The 21,991-nt window shown below is 33.6% G+C and carries 20 protein-coding genes and 1 pseudogene; 10 read left to right on the top strand and 11 right to left on the bottom strand.

The genetic code is table 11. The features are described from left to right. Nucleotides 1–17 precede the first annotated feature (17 nt). Nucleotides 18–707, top strand: a pseudogene (locus NLJ82_RS23680) (Rpn family recombination-promoting nuclease/putative transposase); the annotation flags it as partial. A gap of 53 nt (nt 708–760) precedes the next feature. Here the strand turns inward: NLJ82_RS23680 and NLJ82_RS23685 are convergent. The 6 genes from NLJ82_RS23685 to NLJ82_RS23710 all read right to left on the bottom strand — a co-directional run bounded on the left by NLJ82_RS23685 (nt 761) and on the right by NLJ82_RS23710 (nt 5,706). Beyond that, nucleotides 761–2,665: an ABC transporter permease gene (locus tag NLJ82_RS23685; protein ID WP_000059448.1), complete on the bottom strand. Its 1,905-nt coding sequence runs from the start codon at nt 2,663–2,665 to the stop codon at nt 761–763. Next, a complete protein-coding gene (locus NLJ82_RS23690; RefSeq protein WP_000855637.1) occupies nt 2,652–3,422 on the bottom strand; it encodes an ABC transporter ATP-binding protein in 771 nt (256 codons plus the stop codon). The genes NLJ82_RS23685 and NLJ82_RS23690 overlap by 14 nt, the downstream gene beginning before the upstream one ends. Before the next feature lie 215 nt (nt 3,423–3,637). After that, nucleotides 3,638–3,817 carry a hypothetical protein gene (locus NLJ82_RS23695; protein WP_000924669.1) on the bottom strand — a complete coding sequence of 60 codons (180 nt, stop codon included), beginning with the start codon at nt 3,815–3,817 and terminating at the stop codon, nt 3,638–3,640. A gap of 75 nt (nt 3,818–3,892) precedes the next feature. Then, on the bottom strand, nt 3,893–4,240 hold the full coding sequence (locus NLJ82_RS23700) for a YxeA family protein (RefSeq protein WP_000819354.1): 348 nt from the start codon (nt 4,238–4,240) through the stop codon (nt 3,893–3,895). A 297-nt stretch (nt 4,241–4,537) separates the two neighbouring features. Further along, complete coding sequence (locus tag NLJ82_RS23705) at nt 4,538–5,128, bottom strand: DedA family protein (protein WP_000418911.1); 591 nt, start codon at nt 5,126–5,128, stop codon at nt 4,538–4,540. Then, entirely contained in the window at nt 5,128–5,706 is a 579-nt protein-coding gene (locus tag NLJ82_RS23710; protein WP_001176059.1) for a class I SAM-dependent methyltransferase, read from the bottom strand. The genes NLJ82_RS23705 and NLJ82_RS23710 overlap by 1 nt, the downstream gene beginning before the upstream one ends. Before the next feature lie 380 nt (nt 5,707–6,086). Between NLJ82_RS23710 and NLJ82_RS23715 the strand changes: the two genes are divergently transcribed. Together NLJ82_RS23715 and NLJ82_RS23720 are read left to right on the top strand one after the other, a co-directional pair. Beyond that, entirely contained in the window at nt 6,087–7,316 is a 1,230-nt protein-coding gene (locus NLJ82_RS23715) for a helix-turn-helix domain-containing protein (protein WP_001065630.1), read from the top strand. A 413-nt stretch (nt 7,317–7,729) separates the two neighbouring features. After that, a complete protein-coding gene (locus tag NLJ82_RS23720; protein WP_000099610.1) occupies nt 7,730–8,029 on the top strand; it encodes a YolD-like family protein in 300 nt (99 codons plus the stop codon). Nucleotides 8,030–8,121: 92 nt separating this feature from the next. On the opposite strand, the gene NLJ82_RS23725 is transcribed toward NLJ82_RS23720, so the two are convergent. Beyond that, nucleotides 8,122–10,071, bottom strand: a complete 1,950-nt coding sequence (locus tag NLJ82_RS23725; RefSeq protein WP_000176118.1) for an ABC transporter permease — start codon at nt 10,069–10,071, stop codon at nt 8,122–8,124. Then, the gene (locus tag NLJ82_RS23730; protein ID WP_000859654.1) at nt 10,058–10,828 is read right to left on the bottom strand and encodes an ABC transporter ATP-binding protein; all 771 of its coding nucleotides are present in this window, start codon (nt 10,826–10,828) and stop codon (nt 10,058–10,060) included. The genes NLJ82_RS23725 and NLJ82_RS23730 overlap by 14 nt, the downstream gene beginning before the upstream one ends. Nucleotides 10,829–11,133: 305 nt before the next feature. Between NLJ82_RS23730 and NLJ82_RS23735 the strand changes: the two genes are divergently transcribed. Further along, on the top strand, nt 11,134–12,006 hold the full coding sequence (locus NLJ82_RS23735; protein WP_000377683.1) for an AraC family transcriptional regulator: 873 nt from the start codon (nt 11,134–11,136) through the stop codon (nt 12,004–12,006). A gap of 42 nt (nt 12,007–12,048) precedes the next feature. Here the strand turns inward: NLJ82_RS23735 and NLJ82_RS23740 are convergent, their stop codons facing one another. Further along, nucleotides 12,049–12,684 carry an SdpI family protein gene (locus NLJ82_RS23740; RefSeq protein ID WP_001225533.1) on the bottom strand — a complete coding sequence of 212 codons (636 nt, stop codon included), beginning with the start codon at nt 12,682–12,684 and terminating at the stop codon, nt 12,049–12,051. After that, nucleotides 12,681–12,953, bottom strand: coding sequence for an autorepressor SdpR family transcription factor (locus NLJ82_RS23745; RefSeq protein ID WP_001070531.1), 273 nt, complete (start codon nt 12,951–12,953; stop codon nt 12,681–12,683). The genes NLJ82_RS23740 and NLJ82_RS23745 overlap by 4 nt, the downstream gene beginning before the upstream one ends. A 207-nt stretch (nt 12,954–13,160) precedes the next feature. Between NLJ82_RS23745 and NLJ82_RS23750 the strand changes: the two genes are divergently transcribed. The 6 genes from NLJ82_RS23750 (at nt 13,161) to NLJ82_RS23775 (ending at nt 21,725) form a co-directional block, all read left to right on the top strand. Further along, nucleotides 13,161–13,856 carry a response regulator transcription factor gene (locus NLJ82_RS23750; protein WP_000276737.1) on the top strand — a complete coding sequence of 232 codons (696 nt, stop codon included), beginning with the start codon at nt 13,161–13,163 and terminating at the stop codon, nt 13,854–13,856. Between the two features lie 2 nt (nt 13,857–13,858). Then, nucleotides 13,859–14,881, top strand: a complete 1,023-nt coding sequence (locus NLJ82_RS23755; protein ID WP_000765352.1) for a sensor histidine kinase — start codon at nt 13,859–13,861, stop codon at nt 14,879–14,881. Between the two features lie 94 nt (nt 14,882–14,975). After that, nucleotides 14,976–16,949: an FtsX-like permease family protein gene (locus tag NLJ82_RS23760; protein WP_000145066.1), complete on the top strand. Its 1,974-nt coding sequence runs from the start codon at nt 14,976–14,978 to the stop codon at nt 16,947–16,949. Nucleotides 16,950–17,023: 74 nt separating this feature from the next. Then, the gene (locus NLJ82_RS23765; protein WP_000145020.1) at nt 17,024–18,979 is read left to right on the top strand and encodes an FtsX-like permease family protein; all 1,956 of its coding nucleotides are present in this window, start codon (nt 17,024–17,026) and stop codon (nt 18,977–18,979) included. Nucleotides 18,980–18,999: 20 nt separating this feature from the next. Then, on the top strand, nt 19,000–19,752 hold the full coding sequence (locus NLJ82_RS23770) for an ABC transporter ATP-binding protein (protein WP_000393244.1): 753 nt from the start codon (nt 19,000–19,002) through the stop codon (nt 19,750–19,752). Next, nucleotides 19,749–21,725 (top strand): FtsX-like permease family protein, encoded by a 1,977-nt coding sequence (locus NLJ82_RS23775; protein WP_000144963.1) that lies wholly within the window; start codon nt 19,749–19,751, stop codon nt 21,723–21,725. Before NLJ82_RS23770 ends, NLJ82_RS23775 begins: the two co-directional genes overlap by 4 nt. A 50-nt stretch (nt 21,726–21,775) precedes the next feature. Here NLJ82_RS23775 and NLJ82_RS23780 read toward each other — a convergent pair whose 3' ends face one another. Continuing rightward, nucleotides 21,776–21,970 carry a YjcZ family sporulation protein gene (locus NLJ82_RS23780; protein ID WP_001290395.1) on the bottom strand — a complete coding sequence of 65 codons (195 nt, stop codon included), beginning with the start codon at nt 21,968–21,970 and terminating at the stop codon, nt 21,776–21,778. Nucleotides 21,971–21,991: the final 21 nt, after the last annotated feature.

The following is a 21,991-nucleotide window of genomic DNA, read 5'->3' on the forward strand; positions in this document are numbered from 1 at the left end:
CTGATTAAAGTTTCACTTTATATTATTGGGGAAAATTATACACATCTCAGTTACAAAAAGGTATGCCCTACAGTGCACTTCGTAAAACCATCACCATTAATTTATTGAACTTCATAATGTTTTTAGATCACAAAGAATTTCATACAAAGGGCACATTGTGGAATACACAACAACAGAAACTCTTGAGTGATGACATAGAAACTCACATTGTAGAAATTCCAAAGTTAACAGAACAGTGGCATGAAGAAAAAGTAAATCCGTGGAAAGACCCATTTGCTCGTTGGCTTTTATTGCTTTCAGCAAATGAGGATGAGCACTTAACTAAACTATTGGAGGATATTGCTATGAACCAAGACCCTATTTTACAAAAAGCAATAAACAAATGGGAACGTATGAGTCAAGATTCCTCTTTCCGACAAGCCTATGACGCAAGGGAGAAAGTTTTAATGGATGAAGCAGCAAAATTCGCCCACGCAGAGACAGAAGGTATAAAAAGAGGCATGGAAAAAGGCATGGAAAAAGGTATGGAAAAAGGTATGGAAAAAGGCTTAGAACAAGGTATAGAAAAAGGTCGAAAAGAAGGAGTTCAACAGGGAAAAATCCAAATGATTAAAAGTATGTATGATCTTGGTATACCACTTGAGACGATTGCTAAGGCAAGTAAATTAAGTGTACATGATGTTGAACGAATTTTAGAAAATAAATAATGATAAAAAGCGAAAGAGAACATAATTTTCACTATGCTCTCTTTCTCTCTTTTCTATTTACTAACGATCCCAAAATAAGCACGAACCGTCAACAAATAATAACCAATATAAATAACACTATACACGCCGATGCTAATTAACAACGGAACTGCAATTTCATACGGAAGTACTGTCGCTAATCCTGTTAATGCAAATAAAGTGTGTAATATGCCAACTACTAAAGGAATGAAGAAAATAAATCTCATTTGTTTTGCGATTGCCCTTTTCATTTCTTTTTTCGTGACACCTAGTTTTCGAAGAACAATGTAACGCTCACGATCTGCATGTGCTTCTGTTAATTGCTTGAAGTAAATGATAGACCCTGTTGCGAGTAAAAATACAAGTCCTAAGAACATACCACTAAACATCATTAAACCTGATACCTCAATACCATCACGGAAAATAGTATAGAAATCACTGAATTGTTCTTTACCTTCTGCATCTTCTTCCGGTATTACTTTCTTTAAATTCTCCGTTAATACTTTACTATTTCTTTCATCTTTCACATCAATATTTTTTACAGTATGAGAGCCAATTGTCTTCTTTGCTTGCTCATATACTTCGTCGGGAACAACAACTAGAAGTTCATATAAGTTTGTAATGTTTTTTGCTTGTACATCTTTCACTTGTACTGGTGCTACTTCTTCAATTGGGAATGTAGCTTTTCGATTTTTATATACCCCACTATCTCTCTTACCTTCACTGTACATACCATCAAATGCATACAATTCGTTCTTCTTTAAATCTAAAGTTTCTTCATTTAAATATTTTGCAATTTTATTAAATGATGATTGTGCGATAAGTTCTGTTGTTCTTGATTGTAATGAAGTTCCATCACCGTATTTTCCTACTACTTTTACTGTTTCTAATTCATATTGATGAATGACTTCATTCTTTCCTTCTTTTAAAATCCCACTCACCTTACGATCCAATTCTATATCTTTCTTTTCATATGAATAACTAACTGGGTGATATTTCTTCGCCTGCATATATGTGTTGTAATACATCGTAACAGACATTCCAACCGCTGTTAACGTTACTGCGCTTAATACAGCAATTGTCGCTAACGATTTTGCATTTCCTTTAATGCGGTATAGTAATTGAGATGTCGTCACCATTTTCATTCCATTATAAAATGAAGATTTTATATCTCGCGCTCTTTTTAATGCAAAAACAGTAAAGAACCTAAATAATAAATACGTTCCAAGTACTGTTGCTAATACAATATAAAGCGCAAGTGGCATAAAGTTATCGTTGCTTGCATTTTTAATAGCCGTTACTGACAAGAAATAACCTGATCCAATTAATAATAAAGAAATGATAGCCATTATTTTAGAATCTTTTGGCATAACTTCGCCTTCGTTATCTGCACGAAATAGCTCGATTAACTTAAATTGATAAATAACGCGGTATCCTTTAAATGACGTATATAAAATAATGAAACAAAAAATAACTGCCGTATCTATAATCGCTCCAATTGGTACTTCAAAATGAACATTTACATGTAGCTCTAACATATTTACAAGTAGCTTTAGGAATCCTTTTGAAAGTAAGCTACCAATTACAGTTCCGATTACTAACGATAATAAACCCATTAACATATTTTCATAAAAAAGCATTTTACCTATTTCTTTCTTTCGAATACCGAGTAAAGAATAAAGACCTATTTCCTTCTTACGCTTTCGTGTAAAGAAACCATTCGAATATATAATAAATACCGCAACGAAAATAATGAGCATAACACTCGCGAGCTGGAATCCTCGTCCGATGTTATCTCCAGCTTCACTTATTTGTGAATTGTATTGCAACGCCTTAAACGTAAAATAAATGACGATGCTAAAAATCATAGAGGCAAAGTATATAAAATAATCTTTAAAATTTCGTTTTATATTACGAAGTGCAATACTAGATAAGCTCATTTGTCGCACCTCCAGATATGGAAGACATCATATCAATAATTTGCTGGAAGAACTGTTTTCGTGTCATCCCTTTACGATGTAACTCTTTATATAACTTTCCATCTTTAATAAATACAACACGTTTACAATAACTTGCCGCAAACGCATCATGCGTTACCATTAAAATCGTTACAAGATCTTTTTCATTTAATGTCTTCATACTTTCTAATAAATCCGTCGCTGACTTTGAATCAAGCGCACCAGTTGGCTCATCTCCAAAAATCATACTTGGACTTGTTACAATTGCCCTTGATGCTGCGCAGCGTTGTTTTTGTCCACCGGATACTTCATACGGATACTGATTTAAAATATGATCTATTCCAAACTTCTTCGCGATCTTCTCAACGCGAGATTCTACTTCTTTCGCCTTCACCTTTGACAAAGCAAGTGGCAATGCAATATTTTCTCGTACCGTTAACGTATCTAATAAGTTATAGTCTTGAAAAATGAACCCTAAATGATTACGGCGAAAGAGTGCCAATTCATCATCATTCATCTTCACAATATCTTTTCCATCAATTAAAATCTCACCCTTTGAAGCCGTATCAATAGTAGAAAGAACATTCAAAATTGTCGTCTTACCAGAACCAGATGGTCCCATAATACCGACAAAATCTCCTTCTTTCACCTGCAGATGAATATCTTTCAACGCTTCAAACGTATTCCCGCCTGTATTATATATTTTCGAAATCCCTTTCGCTTCTAACATCGTTTTCATCTATCTGTACCTCCTGTTATAATTCTTGCTGTTCGTTTTAAGCAACAGAATTCAGTATAGATGCATTTTCTTAACAAATAGTAATGGGGTTTCTTAATATTTTCTTAAAAGAAATGTAATAACCATAAAAAATTCTGCAGTTGTTACACTGCAGAATTTCAAATGTTTAATAAATGGATTAAGCTAAACATGTTCGTTGTGGCCTTTTACCTTCTTTAAAAGATTACATTACATTTCGAACAAAAAGGAGCAGAATTCCCTTTTCTAATTTTCGCATCACATTTTGGACAATATACATATCGTTCTTCTATCTTTTCTCGTTCTATCATATGTAATAATACTATTCTCATACTACACATGATTCCAATTAAAATAAGGCTAACAATGAGTAGCATAACTTCCGCCCCCTCCACCCCTAAATTTTACCATATAATAAAACCGATTCTCTAAATTAAGAATCGGTTTTATACTTATAATCCTAACTTTACCTTTGCGCCGTCAGGAATTATTTCTTCTTCTATTTGCACTTTATCGTGTACAGACTTTCCTCTCGTAATTACATGCCAGTATGAACCTTTTTGCAATGTATCCACTCCATCAATTGTTATCTCTTTTTTATTTCCATCCTTGTCATATGTGTTCACTGTGTATGCACGGCCTTTATTTCCACCTAAATCTTTTCCATCATTATCAATTACCGCATAACGATATTCTAATTTAAGAAATGGGTTCATGGAATCTACTGTAGCACTCCCATTTAATAAATATGCCGCTCCTGCGACGATAACAAGTAATGATCCAAAAATAAATCTTTTCATTTATATTCCGCCTTTTATTATGTTTTCTTGAGAACATTTCTAAGTATAGAGCGCATTTCTTAATAAAAACTCGTACTGTTTCTTAACTTTTTCTTAATGTAGAAGAAATGTGGCGTTACATCTAGGTACATGAAATTATATCGACGATTTTTCAAATATATCGAACACAACTCAAAATATATCGACGATTTTTCGAATATATCGACGTTTCGACAAGGAATATCGACTTACCGACAAAAACTGACAGTAGAAACAACAAAAGAGGCTGTCCAAAAATATATTTTGGAACAGCCTCCGCTACTTACTCACTACTGCACTTCTTTTTATATAAAACAAACTACCAATTAAAACGACAATTACGCCAAAATATACGCCATACTCTATCGCAACTGCTACAATTCTTTCAATATGTTGTCCGAATAAAGAACCGAGCACAAAATAAATGAGCGTCCAAACAAATCCTGTCGTATAGGAATACAAAGCATATATCCGAAATGACATGTTATTCATTCCAACTACATACGGTACAATATGTCTTACAACTGGTATGAAGTAACTTGTAACTAACGCATAATGACCATATTTCTCTACCATTTGTTGAGATTTCAAAAGATATTTTGCCTTTTTCTTTTTCATTAGTTTATGAAGTACTTTTGTACCAAATATTTTCCCTAGTATATAACCTAAAGAAAGTCCGGATACAACTCCTAAATACGTTAATAAAAATGCAGGAATGATACTTAATATCCCTAGTGAAGAGACAAATCCGCCACTCATTACAATCATTTCGTCTGGAATTGGCATACCGATAATACCTAACCATAAACAGAAAAATAATGCCCAATAACCGTATTGTTCAATATAAGATAATAATTCATGTAATTCCATTATGCATACGCTCTCCTTAGTTCTTTTTTACAACTAAAGACGTAGGCTGGCGGGAAATTGAGCCACACTTTCTCTAGCGTAATTTCAGGAAAGAAATGCTGTATAAATCCTTTTTTCACAAGTGAATATTGAAATGTAATAAATTCACCATTCTCATGTATCGCTTCCATTACATTGTTTAAAATACGCTTTGAAACTTCTTCTGGTAAAGAGGTAAAAGGTAATCCCGATAAAACGTAATCCACGTATTCTATATGGAACTCTTCCATATACTTCTTTATATTTTCAGCTGAACCATGTACAACAATGACGTTCTGCTCATTTTTAAACTTTCTCTTTAACTCTTTGCAAAACACTTCATTAATTTCAATAAGAAGAAATATTGTTTCCTTCTTCTTTCTTTTCATAATTTCCTTCGTAAAAACCCCTGTACCAGGCCCTAATTCTACGATACATTTCGCCTTATTAAAATCAATTACATCGACCATTTTCTTTGCTAATATTTTTGAACTTGGCGCAATTGCACCAGTATGTTTCGGATGTTTAATAAATTCGTGTAAGAATGTTATGAGTTGCATATAAACCTCTCCTCATTCGTTCGATAGTTTTTAACTTGTTTTTAAGTATAACTATCGTTTCTTAACAAAAATTGAGGAGATTTCTTAAGATTTTATGAAGAATGAAACATTTCGTATTCCATATATAAATACCTCTTTTATATTTATTAATTTAGTATAATAGATATAAAAGGACTTTTATGGAAGGTACCATCACTACGTCTATTTTCATACAACATCTGAGGAATATTATTTGTAAATCACCTTTCATTATTATCCAATATATGTAATCCTTTTCGTATAACAATAAAATTCAAATAATAAAAACTTTATACTTTATAGAAACAAATGTAAATCTAATTAATATGTAATATCTCAAAACGATTGAAAAGGAGAAAATAATGAATAATTCCATCGATATACAGCACTTATGCGATCTTGTACATAGCACTTTTCATGTACCCGTTCAATTTTTATCTACTAATAAAAAAATTGTATATGAATCTACTTCTCATACGATTGTTAGTCCGTTTTATTCTTCTAAAGAGGAACATCTGAATGAAATTTATCAAGAAAATGCTCCTTGTAATTTTCCAATTTTCAAAGGGAATAAATATCTTGAGAATTTCATTAGCATTCATATAACAAAACATGAACATATAAAAGGAACAATTATAATCGGCCCTACTACTTATCCAAAAGTATCAGATGAAATGGCGATTAAACTTATGAAATATTTTAACTGTACGAATAACATGCAACAAGGAGTAGACTACTATCAATTTCTACCTGAGATTAAAAAAAGCACACTAATTGATATAAGTATTTGGTTACATTACGTCATTTTTAATGAAAAATTAGATCGCGATATTATTTGGAAAAAAAATAAATTGCTCGAAGACGTTTCTTATAAAATCGTAAATCCTGATCTATACATTTCAAAACGTCTTCGGCATGATCCGCAACATTATGACATATCATTGGAACGTAAATTTTTTTCTGCAATTAAAGAAGGCAATAAAGAAAAAGTCATACAATATGCATATTCCTTCCCGCAAGAAGATTCAGCAATTTCATCTAAAGGAGATCAACTGAGAAACCAAAAAAATAATGGCATTATCGCCATTACGCTAGCTATTCGATATGCGATAGATGGTAATCTTCCATCACATATTGCTTTTTCACTCGGTACTTTATATATTCAAACCATTGAAAAACTAGACAACATGTATTCCGTAAATAGATTAATTGAAGATGCATTATGTACTTTTGCAGAACGTGTGAAGGAATATAATAATCAAGCATATTCTAATTCCATTACTACATGCTTAAATCATATTCACAAACATATTTACGATGAAATAACTCTCAATGATCTTGCTAACCTTTTACATATTTCCCCTACTTATTTATCAAAGCTATTTAAAAAAGAAGTGGGAATCCCTTTAAGTGAATACATTCAGAGAGAACGAGTAGAAGAAGCAAAAAAGTTATTAACATTAACGACCTATCCTTTATCAGATATTTGTGCCTGGCTTAATTTTAATGATCAAAGTTATTTCACAAGAGTCTTCAAAAAAATTACGAGTATGACTCCTAGACAATATCGTGCAAATCATACTGTAATATAAAATAAAACTTTAATCAGTCGGAGTTTTGCTCATCCCTCACTGACTATTAATCCTCCCTCTACCTAACTGCTTTGCTTTCGCTGAATTTTGAGGTTAGGATCTTAAGCGGTATAAAAATGCTTTCCTAATAGAAGGTGAGATAGTTAGCATACTAGCTCACCTTCATTCATTTATTCTTCTTCATCCAAATTCACCTTAATAAAGTTTTAATCCCATTCAAAAAAGTACAAGAATGACAAATAATTACTATAAATAAGTGAATGAATTTGATAATTTTTTAGTGCTAAGCAAATTCGACTCCCAATCAGACATAATAAAACTAACACAAGGTACTTCTGAATAATCAGTAGTAGCTACTTCCATAGTGATTACCCTTCCTATATAGAAAATATATTGTTAGGAGAATAGAAAGCATGAGTAGTACAAATATATCAAAACCGGTTCAATTGACTATTATGTCTAAACAATCTGCTGACATGAAAGGATCGCGAAAAGCATCACCATACGATGATAGAGAAAGAATTGAAGATACTTTATTACGCTCATTCATTTCAGAAAAAGAAATATTGATCACTTGTTATAAAGATGGTTATTTCCCTACAAGCTATATGACTGTAATTGAATTAAATCCTTTAAAACGTTCTTTAATTTGCATAGATGCCTTTGACCGAAAACATACTTTTAGTTTCATCGACATAATCGATGCACGTTAATTATCTCTTCATTATAATTAGATCGTAAAAAAGCCATTCACCTCATAAAAAATGAGGTGAATGGCTTTTTTATTTTCTCACAGCTTCACTTATTATTTCGCACTCACAATCTTATAATAAGAACGAACTGTTAAGAAGTAATATCCGATATAAATAGCGCCGTATACTCCAATACTAATTAGGAGTGGGATCATGATTTCATACGGTAATATGTTCCCTAAACCTTTTAGTGCAAACAAGCTGTGCAAAATTCCGATTACTAACGGAATAGCGAAGATAAAGCTTACTTGTTTTGCGATAGCTTTCTTCATTTCTTGCTTCGTTACACCAACTTTATGAAGGACAATGTAACGATCACGGTCAGCACTTGCTTCTGTTAATTGTTTAAAGTAAATGATTGAGCCTGTCGCTAATAGGAAGACTAATCCTAAGAATAACCCAATAAACATCATTAAGCCTGTCGTTTCAAGCCCCATTTGGAATCCTGTATAGAAATCGTTAAATGGTTTTAAAATTTCTGATTCACCAGCTGGCATAACGCTTGCTAATTTCGCTGTTAACTCTTTACTATTTCGCTCACCTTTTACATCAATATTTTTTACAGTGCGCGTTTCGTTTACTTGTTTCGCCTGCTCATATGTTTGATCAGGAACGATTACAAATAGTTCATTTAAGTTTGTAACACTTCTACTATTTACACCTTTAATCTTTAACTCTTTCGATTCATTTCCAACAGGGAATACAGCTGTATTTCCTGTGTAAAGAGGACCAAAATCAAGTGTTTCAATATATAAGCTATCATATACAAAAGCTTCATTCGCACTTAAATTTACAGGTTCTATATCTAAATGTTTCGCGATTGTATTAAAGTTTGATTGAGAAATAAGCTGGTACTGCTTCGTCACATTATAGTGTGTGTTCAGAACTTGATCCGCTCTTTCACCTTTAAATGTTCCTTTCACAGGAATCATTTCAACTTCTGCTTCATATGTCACTGGATGATTCTTCTTTTCTCCAGCAAGTATTTCATTTACTTTTTTATCTAATGCTGTATCTTTTTTCTCATAGGAATAACTATACGGCGCAGCCACCTTTGATTGCGTGAATGTGTTGTAATACATCGTAACTGACGTACCAACCGCTGTTAATGTAACTGCACTTAAAATAGCGATTGTCGCCAGTGATTTCGCATTTCCTTTAATACGATATAGTAACTGCGATGTCGTTACCATATTCATACCATTATAAAATGCTGACTTATTATTTCTCGCACGTTTCAATATAAATACTGTGAAGAACATGAACAATAAATAAGTTCCTGCTACTGTCGCTAATAAAATGTATAATGCAACGACCATAAAGTCTGCATACATAACTGCTTTCATGTACATTAGCGCTAAGAAGTAACCTGAACCGATTAAGAAAACTGAAATGAATGCCATAATAACAGAGCCCTTCGGCATTGCTTCTCCTTCACGTTCTGCACGGAAAAGTTCAATTAGCTTGAATCGATAAATTAAACGATATCCTTGAAGTGATGTATATAAAATAATCACAAAGAAAATAATTGCTGTATCAATAATGGCAGCCATCGGTACTTCAAAATGAACATTTAAATTTAATCCCATCATATTTACTAATAACTCAAGGAATAATTTTGAAAGGACACTACCAATCGCAATTCCGATAATTAAAGACATTAACCCCATTAACATATTTTCATAAAAGAGCATTTTACCAATTTGTCTTTTACGAATACCTAATAATGAATATAAGCCAACTTCTTTTTTACGTTTACGTGTAAAGAATCCGTTCGAATATATAATGAACACCGCTACGAAAATGATAAGCATCACACTGGAAACTTGGAATGCCCCGCTAATTTTTTTAGAAGCTTCCGCTGCTTTTTCCATTTGTGAATTATATTGCAGTGCTTTAAATGTAAAGTAAATAACGATACTAAAAATCATAGATGCAAAATATACAAAGTAGTCTTTAAAGTTCCGCTGTATGTTGCGGAGGGCAATGCTAGATAAGGTCATCAGCCATACCTCCGGAAATAGAAGACATTACGTCAACGACTTGTTGGAAGAACTGTTTACGCGTTAACTCGCCGCGGTGCAATTCTTTATATAACTCACCATCTTTAATGAAAATAACTCTTTTACAGTAACTTGCCGCAAACGCATCATGCGTTACCATTAAAATTGTAGAGTTATCATATTCATTTAGCGACTTCATACTTTCAAGTAAATCTGTCGCTGATTTCGAATCAAGTGCTCCCGTTGGCTCGTCCCCGAAAATCATACTTGGATTTGTAACGATTGCACGTGATGCCGCACATCTTTGCTTCTGTCCACCAGATACTTGATATGGGAACTGACTTAAAATATGATCAATACCGAATTTCTTTGAGATTTCAAGAACACGACGATCAATCTCACTCGCTTTCACCTTTGATAACGCAAGAGGTAACGCAATGTTCTCTTTTACAGTTAACGTATCTAATAAGTTATAATCTTGGAAAATGAAACCTAAATGATCGCGGCGGAATAACGCTAACTTATCATCATTCATTTTCACAATATCTTTTCCATCAATTAAAATTTCACCGTTCGTCGCATTATCAATTGTAGAAAGAACGTTTAGTAAAGTCGTCTTACCAGAACCAGAAGGTCCCATAATTCCAACGAACTCACCTTCTTTTACTTGTAAGTTAATACCTTTTAACGCTGCAAATTTATTACCACCCGTGTCATATACTTTTTCAATATTTTTTGCTTCTAACACTGTTTTCATCTCGACATCCCTCATTTCATCTATTCTCTATTTTCACTATATACATTCTCTACTTTTTCCACTATCGATGTTTCTTACACAAACATGACAGTTATGTAAGACCAGTAAGCAAAGAAATCAAAATTTAACCTAATGAATCAAAGTACTTTGTTACTATAACATTGGGATATCATGCCATCCATTCATTCTCCTTACAGGAACATTACAATTTTGTAAGGTACAAAATGTACCCTACAAAGTTGTGCACGAAATGTCGGATGGAGCTATTTCGTTCTTGCTATTCTATGTACAGAGGAGGTCATCATATGGATTCACTTAAAAATATGAATGCTGCAATGCACTATATTGAAAACAACCTAACAAATGAAATTAATTTTAAAGAAGTTGCGAAGCTAGCTTACTGCTCGGAATATCATTTCAAAAGAATGTTTTCTTTTCTAGCTGGCATATCACTATCAGAATATATTCGTTGTAGACGTCTGACTCTCGCTGCTTTTGAACTAAAAAATAGCGATGCAAAAGTCATTGATGTAGCTATCAAATATGGGTACAACTCACCAGATTCTTTTGCGCGTGCCTTTCAGAACTTGCACGGCATAACACCTTCAGAGGCCCGAAATAGTAGTCATTCCCTAAAAGCCTATTCACCAATGACCTTCCAATTATCCATCCAAGGAGGAAATGAAATGAATTATCGAATTGAAGAAAAAGAACCATTTCGAATTATTGGTATTACAAAACGCGTACCGATTGTATTTAACGGTGTAAATGAAGAAATTGCTTCTATGTGGAAAAGTTTAAATCCAGATGTCATTCAAACTTTAAAGTCATTTTCAAATATGGAACCTACTGGAATTATTAGTGCTTCTACTAACTTTTCTGAAGGAAGAATGGAGGAAAAAGGAGAACTTGATCACTATATTGGCGTAGCCACAATGAAAGATTGCCCAGAGCAATTTGCGCAACTTGAAGTTGCAGCTTCAACGTGGGCTATATTTGAAGCTGTTGGTCCATTTCCGGATGCACTACAAAATGTATGGGGACGCATTTATTCCGAATGGTTTCCTTCCTCAAACTATGAACTAGCGGAAGGACCGGAAATATTATGGAATGAACAGAAAGATATATCTTCTCCAAACTTTAAAAGTCAAATTTGGATACCGGTTTTGAGGAAATAAAAAATAAAGCTGCTTTTCCTTAAAAGGAAAAGCAGCTTTGTTTTACATTTTTAGTTCTTTTTTATAAGCAACATATGAATATCCCATCGTTAATCCTACTGCACCAATAATAACTACAACCATTACGAAAGATTTCCACGTTACTGGTACAAAAACACTTAGAATCATGATAATTCCTAATATAACAAACACCTTTCCACTAAAACGGTGCGTTTTTCTCCACACTTCTTCGTTACTTAACGTCCACGGCGTTTTTATACCGACAAAATAGTTTGGTTTGCACTGTGGTAAATAGTTTCCGATGACTATAAATAAAATACCAACTAATAATTCCGGCACACGGTTAATGAATAAGTTGTATCCTAATCCACTTGTAATAATATCTATATTCCCTACAAATAGTAGCAGTAGTATCCCGTTATTCATCATCATAAAAGCTTTAGAGAACTTCTCGTAATTTGCTTTCTTTGGGTCAATCTTTGGTAACACGTTTAAAAAAATATATAAAACAATCATAATTCCAACCATAGAAAGCATTCCATATAATTTAGAAGAATATCCATCTACCTTACCTCCGCTCCAATGCGTTGCAATTGTATCCGGCAAATGTGGCCAAGCAAACGCCCAAGCTAAACAAGTTATAACAGTTAATAAGATTGCAAAAAGATGTTTTCTCATTTCCCCTCTTCCCCCTTATTCGTAAACGTAAACACCCAAGTTAACAAATCTTGAAAGACAGTTGTGTTTAAAGAGTACACAACGAATTGGCCTTTCTTTTCATCTTGAATAAGTTCAGCATTTTTAAGTGCGCTTAAGTGGTGTGAAATACTTGGTTTTGTCATATTGAAATGTTCAGCAATCTCACCAGCGGTTAGATCACCTTCTTTTAATAAGTCTAAAATTTTTCGCCTTGTTGGATCTGCTAATGCTTTGAATGCTTGATTCAATGTCTTTCTTCCTTTCACTAATTAGACATTTAGATATTTATCTAAATGTTAAAATATTTTCAGTTAATTGTCAATTATATACGAGGCCCTTTTTACTTTCTCTGCTTTTGACCTATACTGTTTATTAGCTTATCTTTCAACATAATGAAAAGACTTGAAACACATGATACACTATATCTACAATTGTTTTTTAGGAGGAATATACATATGTATAAAATTTTAATCGTTGAAGACGATCCAAATATTTCATCATTACTACAATCTCACATTCAAAAATATGGCTATGAAGCTGTTGTTGCAGAGAATTTCGATGATATTATGGAATCGTTTAACGCTGTGAAACCACATCTTGTTTTACTTGATGTAAACTTACCAAAATTCGATGGGTTCTACTGGTGCCGCCAAATCCGTCATGAATCTACTTGTCCTATTATTTTCATTTCAGCGCGTGCTGGTGAGATGGAGCAAATTATGGCGATTGAAAGCGGTGCGGATGATTATATTACAAAACCGTTCCACTACGACGTTGTAATGGCGAAAATTAAAGGTCAATTACGCCGTATTTACGGTGATTATGCACCAAACATTTCTGAACGTATCGTTGAAGTAGAAGGATTAAAACTATTCCCAGAACGTCCTGAAATTCACTTCGGATCTGAACAAGTTCTTTTAACGAAGAAAGAAGCTATTTTAGCAGAAATGTTATTATCTAAATTCCCTCGTACAGCGAGCCGTGAAGATTTACTAGCCGCTCTTTGGGATGACGAGAGCTTCGTTGAAGAAAACACATTAAACGTAAACATTACGCGTCTTCGTAAAAAGTTCAATGAGCTTGGTATTGAAAATGCTATTGAAACAGTGCGCGGACTTGGGTATCGTTTTAACGCAACTTGGAGTGAATAAGCATGAAGCTATTTCTACGTGATCATTTTGCATTTTTTCTACTGTACGTATTAAACTTCGGTATCATCTTCGTTCTTTATGATGCAGTAGATGGATTTCAAAATAATAAATTTTACTTCGTCGTTTTAAGCTTATACTTATTTATTTGTTTCCTCGCTTACCGTTACGTTCGTAATCGTAGAATGTACCATAGATTAAGTGAACAACCAGAAAAAATGGAAGATGCATTTATTGAAAGAGCAACTGCTCCGATGCCTCACGGTGTAAATGAACTCGTGCGCACGCAGTATCGCCTATTCCAAAAAGAACTACAATCGTACGAAGTAAAACAACAAGAACATCAATTATTCATTAACCACTGGGTGCATCAAATGAAAACGCCCGTTTCTGTTATGCAACTTATGGTACTCGAAATGGAAGATGAACATTTAATTCCGAAATTCAAAAAAGAATTAGAACGTCTAAACCAAGGGCTTGATATGGCTTTATACATGGCAAGGTTAAATAACTTCCATGAAGACTTCCATGTTGAGACGATTTCATTAAAAGATACGGTAACGAAAAATATTAATGGATTAAAAGAACTATTTATCCGAAACGGAGTCTTCCCTGTTTTAGAAGTTCATTCTGATTTACAGGTTGCTTCTGATGCGAAATGGCTAAAATTTATCATCTATCAGTTAATGACAAATGCCGTTCGTTACTCTGGTGAGCGCGGCAAGAAAGTATTCTTATCCGCTTATCGAAACGGAAAAGATATTATTTTAGAAGTTCGTGATGAAGGTGTTGGTATTCCGCAAGAAGATATTCGACGAGTATTCGAACCGTTTTACACTGGGAAAAATGGTCGTACATTCGGAGAATCTACTGGTATGGGACTTTATATCGTAAGTAAAATTTGTGATTATTTAGGTCACTCTGTCAAACTAGATTCTGAAGTTGGGAAAGGAACGACGATTAAAATCATCTTCCACAACGCTGCAAATAATCAATCAGAACATACGGAGAAGGTGACCGAAGCATGATCGTGACATATGCAAGCAAAATGTATGAGAACTCACTCTCATACATTTTTTGCAATAAAACTACTTCTATATCTTCTAACCGGAGGTATAATTTATGACATTTTGGCAATTTGCATTTAAAAACGTCACGCGCAACTCGAGAGCTTATTTTGCTTACTTTGTAAGTAGTTCTTTTTCGATTGCTGTTTTCTTTTCGTTTGCTGTTTACTTATTCCATCCGAAATTACAAAACTTTGGCATGGTCTCTGAAATTTCAGGATTAATGATTTTTTCAGAAGTAGTAATTGTATTTTTCTCTTTCTTCTTTTTACTATATTCCATTGGCACTTTTTTAAAAGTTAGAAAAAAACAATTCGGCGTCTTGACCGTTTTAGGAATATCGAGAAAACAATTACATCGTCTCGTTTTTATGGAAAATATGTTAATCGGTATTTTATCTATCTTTTTCGGTATGCAGTTTGGACTTGTCTTCTCGCAATTTTTCTTATTAGTGACAGCAAAAATTACGCACGTACCAGGCATATATTTATACTTACCTATTAACGCATTTATTTTAACGACAATCGTCTTCCTTAGTCTTTTTATCGTTGTATCTACGTTGACACCGATGCTCATTCGTACAAAAAAAGCGGTACACCTGTTAAAAACAAAGAGCGGAAAACAAAAAGAAAAAAAACCATCCATACTCGTTTCTTTATTTGGTGCGATTTGTTTATTTGGTGGCTATGCGTTAGCTGGAAATCCTAAATATTTCGTATCAGTAAGCCCACAAATAGGTGTTATATATATGGTTTCAAGTATTTTCGTCATTCCAACGCTCGTTACAATCGGTACATATTTCTTCTTTTCACAAATTAGTTTCTTACTTATTCATATTTTAAAGAAAAGAAGAAAGTTTTATATGAAACAGATTAATATGCTTTGGATTTCTGATTTAGCAAACCGTATTCGAACGAATATTAATATGCTTTTTATTGTAGCAATGCTATCTACTATCGCTTTCACAATGATTACGTTCCTATATGGGTTCGGAAAATTTATTAAGCTAGACGTTAATCGAACTTCGCCTTTCCCAATTTCTTATTTTTCTTATGATGCGAATCCTTTTGTTACAGAGCATTTAAATTGGCTTGAGCAACAATTAAAAAAAGAGCATTTTCCTTATGAGAAAATAACAGCTGATATATATGAAACACCGCTAGAAGAAGATAAAGGTATAGCTATTTATAATGACGTATACGCAATTAAGCAAAGTGACTATAACAAACTTGCGAATTCTTTACGAATGAAACAACTATTTATAAATGATAACGAGGCATATGTTTTAACAGGGACATCTTATATCACTATATTCAATGAATTTGAGCAAAGCTATAAAAGAGATTACATTACACTCTCTAGTACAAATACGAAATTAAAAGTAAAAGGCTATGAACATATCAATGCAATTCCATCTGACTTTTCATATCAAACGATCGTTTTGCCTGATATTGTTGTGAACAACTTACCTAACTCGGTAAAGCATATATCGGCATATAATTATAAAATTCAAAATTGGGAACAGACATATGAAATTGCTGATACTTTTATAGAAAAAGTACAAAAAGATCGCAACAACTCCCAATATGAAGGGACTCTTATTCGACTATTTGAATCAGCAGGATCGTTATACAGAATAACATCTGGTAGTGCTGCATACTTTCTAATTGGAACATTTTTAGGAGTTATTTTCTTCATTGGAGCCGGTAGCGTTCTTTACTTTAGAATGTATACAGATTTGACGAACGAACAAGAGAAATACATAACGATTTCTAAAATCGGTGTAACAGGTGCAGAGATGAAACGATCTGCAACCATACAACTTAGTATTTTATTTTTCGTTCCGTACATTATGGCATCCATTCATACAATGTTCGCAACGAAAATGCTACAAGATGTAATTGGCTTATCTTTGTTCAAAGAAGTTTCAGCCGTTCTTATTATTTTTGGATTCGTTGAAATTGTATTTTTCTTATTCATTCGCTCACTTTATATGCAGAAGTTATCACAATATACTAATACACATTAAAAAGGTTATTACATGAAAAAGGTGGGATCTCTTCCCTCCTTTTTCATGCCCATTATATTAGGAGGTTTAGGTGAATGACATTTTGGCAGTTTGCATTTAAAAACGTCACACGGAACGCCAGAGCTTATTTCGCCTATTTTGTAAGCAGTGCATTTTCCATTGCAATTTTTTTCTCGTTTGCAGTTTATTTATTTCATCCTAAATTGCATATGACAGGCGTGAATGTTGCTCTGAACATATTAATGACAATTTCAGAAATTGTCATCGTATTCTTTTCATTTTTCTTTTTACTATATTCAATCGGTACTTTCTTAAAAGTACGAAAAAAGCAATTTGGGATTTTAACAGTACTTGGCATATCCCAAAAACAATTAAAGAGACTCGTATTTCTAGAAAACATGCTAATTGGTGTTCTTTCCATCTTTTTCGGCATTCAACTTGGACTTGTTTTCTCGCAGTTCTTTTTATTAGTTACCGCCAAGATTACACATGTTCCTGGTTTATATTTATATTGGCCAACAGCTGCCATTATTTTAACTATGATCATTTTTCTAGGACTCTTCATTCTCGTCTCATCGTTTACGCCGATGCTCATTCGGACGAGAAAGGCTGTACGTCTTTTAAAAGAAGGAACAAAACAAAAAGAAAGAAAAGCATCTGTGCTCATCTCTCTATTTGGTGCGATATGTTTAATATCTGGATACGTACTAGCAGCCAATCCGCTATATTTCATGTCGCTCGGCGACGTAGTTGGGCTTTTGTACGCCGCCACCAGTATATTTCTCATTCCGTCACTTGTTACAGCTGGAACATACTTTTTCTTTTCACAAATTAGTTTTTTACTCATTCGTATATTAAAAACGCGAAGAACATTTTATATGAAGCGAATTAATATGCTTTGGATTTCTGATTTGGCAGCGCGCATTCGTACAAACATTAACATGCTCTTTATTGTAGCGATGCTATCAACACTTGCTTTTACTATGATTACATTCTTATACGGATTTGGTAAATTTATGAAGTTCGATACAGTAAGAGAAAATCCTTTTCCTTTTACATATTTATCACATACTGAAAATACGTTGGCGGATGAACATTTAAACTGGTTAGAACAAAAATTTAATGAAGAGCACTTTACTTATACAAAATTTAAAACGGATATATATGAAGTATCTTCAGCTGAAAATAACACGCAGCTCTATTATGCCATTAAGCAAAGTGACTATAATGTACTTGCTAAGGCTTTAAATTGGGAGACACTCACGGTAAATAAGAATGAATCTTATATTCTTATGAAAGACTTAGATGATCAAGTTATTGGAACGCTTCACAATAAAGACAAGAAAAATACTCTTACACTTACGCAAAACAATTTACAACTACAAGTGAAAGAATATAAAAGTTATAATCCATTCCCAAATCGCTTAATATACCAATTGCTCATACTATCTGATGAAAATGTAGAAGCATTATCCACTGTTTCAAAACAGATGAGTGTATATAGCTTTAAAGTTAAGGACTGGGAAAAAGCTAATAACATCGGCGCGGTATTCATAGACAAAATTAATACCGACGGGAACAACATTCAAGCAGAGCACCCGCCTTTCCATGCAAGTGAAGCGAGCGATTCTCTATACACAACAAAACAAAATGTCGCTTCGTTCTTCTTAATTGGTACTTTCTTAGGTGTTATTTTCTTTATTGGTGCTGGCAGTGTTCTTTACTTCAGGATGCATACAGATTTAACAAATGAACAAGAAAAGTATGTAACGATTACAAAAATTGGTTTAACAGAAGCCGAAATGAAACGATCTGCTACAATTCAACTTGCGATTCTATTCTTTGTCCCGTACATTATGGCATCCATTCATACGATGTTTGCGACAAAGATGCTGCAAGAAGTTTTACATCTCTCGTTCTTCGCTGAGATTACAGTCGTACTGATGATTTTTGGAACAGTTGAAATTTTATTTTTCCTTTTAATTCGTTCCTTCTATATGCAAAAATTATCACACCATATTAAGTTTTAAAGGATAGAAAGGTGATTATTATGGAAGAAGTATTACACATTAAAAATGTCTCAAAAGTGTATGAAGGAAAGGTCCCTCATACTGCTTTAAAAAATATAAATTTACATGTAGATAAAGGTGAATTCGTTGCGATTATGGGACCATCTGGTAGCGGTAAATCTACATTTTTAAACGTTATTTCTACCATTGATTCTCCGACTGCTGGTGATGTCGTGATTAATGGAAAAAAACCGCACACATTTCGTAGAGAGAAGTTAGCTATTTTCCGCCGCCAAGAGCTAGGATTTGTTTTCCAAAACTTTAACCTACTAGATACACTAACAATCGGTGAAAATATCGTACTACCTTTAACATTAGATAATGTTCCTTTAAAAGAAATGGATGAAAAGCTTGATAACATTTCAAAAAAACTTGGAATTGATCATATTTTAGACAAGCGTATCTTTGAGGTGTCAGGAGGACAAGCACAGCGTACCGCAGTAGCACGTGCTGTTATTCATCATCCGTCACTTTTACTTGCCGATGAACCGACAGGAAATTTAGATTCAAAAGCGGCAATTGACGTGATGGAACTATTTACGAAATTGAACAAAGAAGAAGATGCAACAATTTTAATGGTTACGCACGATCCATTCGCAGCAAGTTATTGTAACCGCGTCATTTTCATTAAAGATGGCGAACTTTACAATGAACTACACCGCGGATTGTACCGTGAGAAATTTTATCAAGAAATATTAGATGTTTTAGCATTACTAGGAGGAAGACGTGGATGACATTTTGGCAATTCGCATTTAAAAATGTCTCCCGTAATTCAAAAGCATATTTCGCCTATTTTGTAAGTAGTGCGTTTTCTATCATGGTTTTCTTTTCATTTACTGTATACGCGTATCATCCGCGGTTACAAAGTGTACAAAGTTTCCAAGAACGTGATCCTCTAATGAACTTAGCTAGTACAGCGCAGTTGGTTATCGTTATGTTCTCGTTCTTCTTTCTCTTATATTCAATTGGAACATTTTTAAATGTACGGAAGCAGCAATTTGGCGTTTTAACTGTTCTCGGTATATCTCAAAAACAATTAAAACGTCTTTTGTTTACTGAAAATATGATCATTGGAATGCTTGCTATCTTTGCAGGTATTCAAGGCGGTCTTGTTTTCTCTAACTTTTTCTTACTTGTTACTTCTAAATTAACAAGTGCAAAAGGCCTCTATTTATATTGGCCAACAGAAGCTATTATCGTTACAACCGTAACTTTTATTATTTTATTTTTCATCGTATCTACGTTTACACCAATGTTTATTCGTACTCGAAAAACAACGCAGCTTATTAAGGGAGTTAACAAAGAGAAGAGCGAAAAAAGACCATCTATACTCATTTCACTATTTGCTTTAACTTGTCTAGGACTATGTTATTATATTGCCGGTTATCCGCAAGGCTACATAACAGAAAAAAATGCCCAAAATGGATCTGTATTCTTAATTATGTTATCTATTTTACCGCTTGTAGTAATTGGGACGTATTTATTTTTTTCACAAACATTTCTTCTCTTTATCTATATTTTAAAGAAACGAAGAAAGTTTTATTTGAAACAAATAAATATGTTATGGATTTCAGATTTAGTTTCTCGTACCCGCAGTAATATTAATGTTCTCTTTATCGTTTCTATGCTATCTGCACTTGCATTTACGATTATTATCGGGTTATTTGCTGCAAACAATCATACGAAAGCACCCATACTAGAACGATATCCTATACCATTCACCTATACATCAGAAGGTATTAATGTATTTGAACAAAAGCATATTACTACGATTGAAACTGAACTTACAAATGCTAATTTTCAATATGACAAATATAAATTTACCGTTTTAAAAGATACAGCTTCAAAAGAATCAATTGCCATTATGAAAATGAGTGATTATAACGCAATAGCAAAGCAATTAAACAGGCCAGAAATCACTCTCGAATCTTCACAAGTTTATAATATTTCTCGCTATTCACCAGCGTTATTAAATCTCGTATCTAACCCATTTGCGAAGCAGGGCACGATTACACTTGACTCTAATAAAAAGGAATTTCAAATTAAAGGTTTTATTAATAGAGGAATTGAGCCCCCATTGGCATTACCTCACTTAATGGTGATGCGAGATGAAGTAATTGAAAATATGGTTCCTCATATTGAAACAATTACAGTTTATAACTACTTCGTGGAGAATTGGGAAAATGCAATTGTCCCAACAAAAAATATATTAAAAAGCTTAAATCATGATGAAGAAACTTTGTATGAAGCACATAAGGGTGAAGAAGATTTCATTAAACCATTTCATATTTATACAGCTACGGATGAACTGGTTCATAGTAAAGGAAATGCAGTTGCTCAATTCTTTATTTGGGCATTTCTCGGCTTTATTTTCTTTATCGGTGCAGCTAGTGTTTTATACTTCCGTATGTATAACGACTTAACGAATGAAAAACAAAAATATATTACGATTACAAAGCTCGGATTAACTGAGTCAGAAATGTTTCGCTCCGCAACGATTCAATTAGGAATTTTATTTTTCGTCCCTTACATTGTTGCTGGTGTTCACACATTATTTGCGGTTAAGTTTTTACAAAGCATGCTCGCTTTTTCTTTACTAAAAGAGCTATTAATTGTACTCACTTTCTTTGGGATTATCGAGATTATTTTCTTCTTCTTAATCCGATCTCTGTACATTAATAAATTATCACAACACATAAAAATATGAATAAAATGGCCTTGTGCGTATTGCACAAGGCCATTTTCAATAGTTTTTAATTAGCAGCAATATCCGCCGTAGCCACCATATCCGTAGCCGCCGTAACCGCCATAACCACAACCGCCTCCGCCACCGAAGCAGCTAGCACCGATGATAATTAATAAAATAAACAATACGATTAGAAGCGCAAAACCGCCTCCGCACCCATGTCTGCGGTTACAATCATCATGTCTGTGTTCACACTTTTCGCTCATTACTCTATTCCTCCTTTAGTA

This window comes from Bacillus paranthracis, from assembly GCF_024296885.1.
Lineage (GTDB): Bacteria > Bacillota > Bacilli > Bacillales > Bacillaceae_G > Bacillus_A > Bacillus_A paranthracis.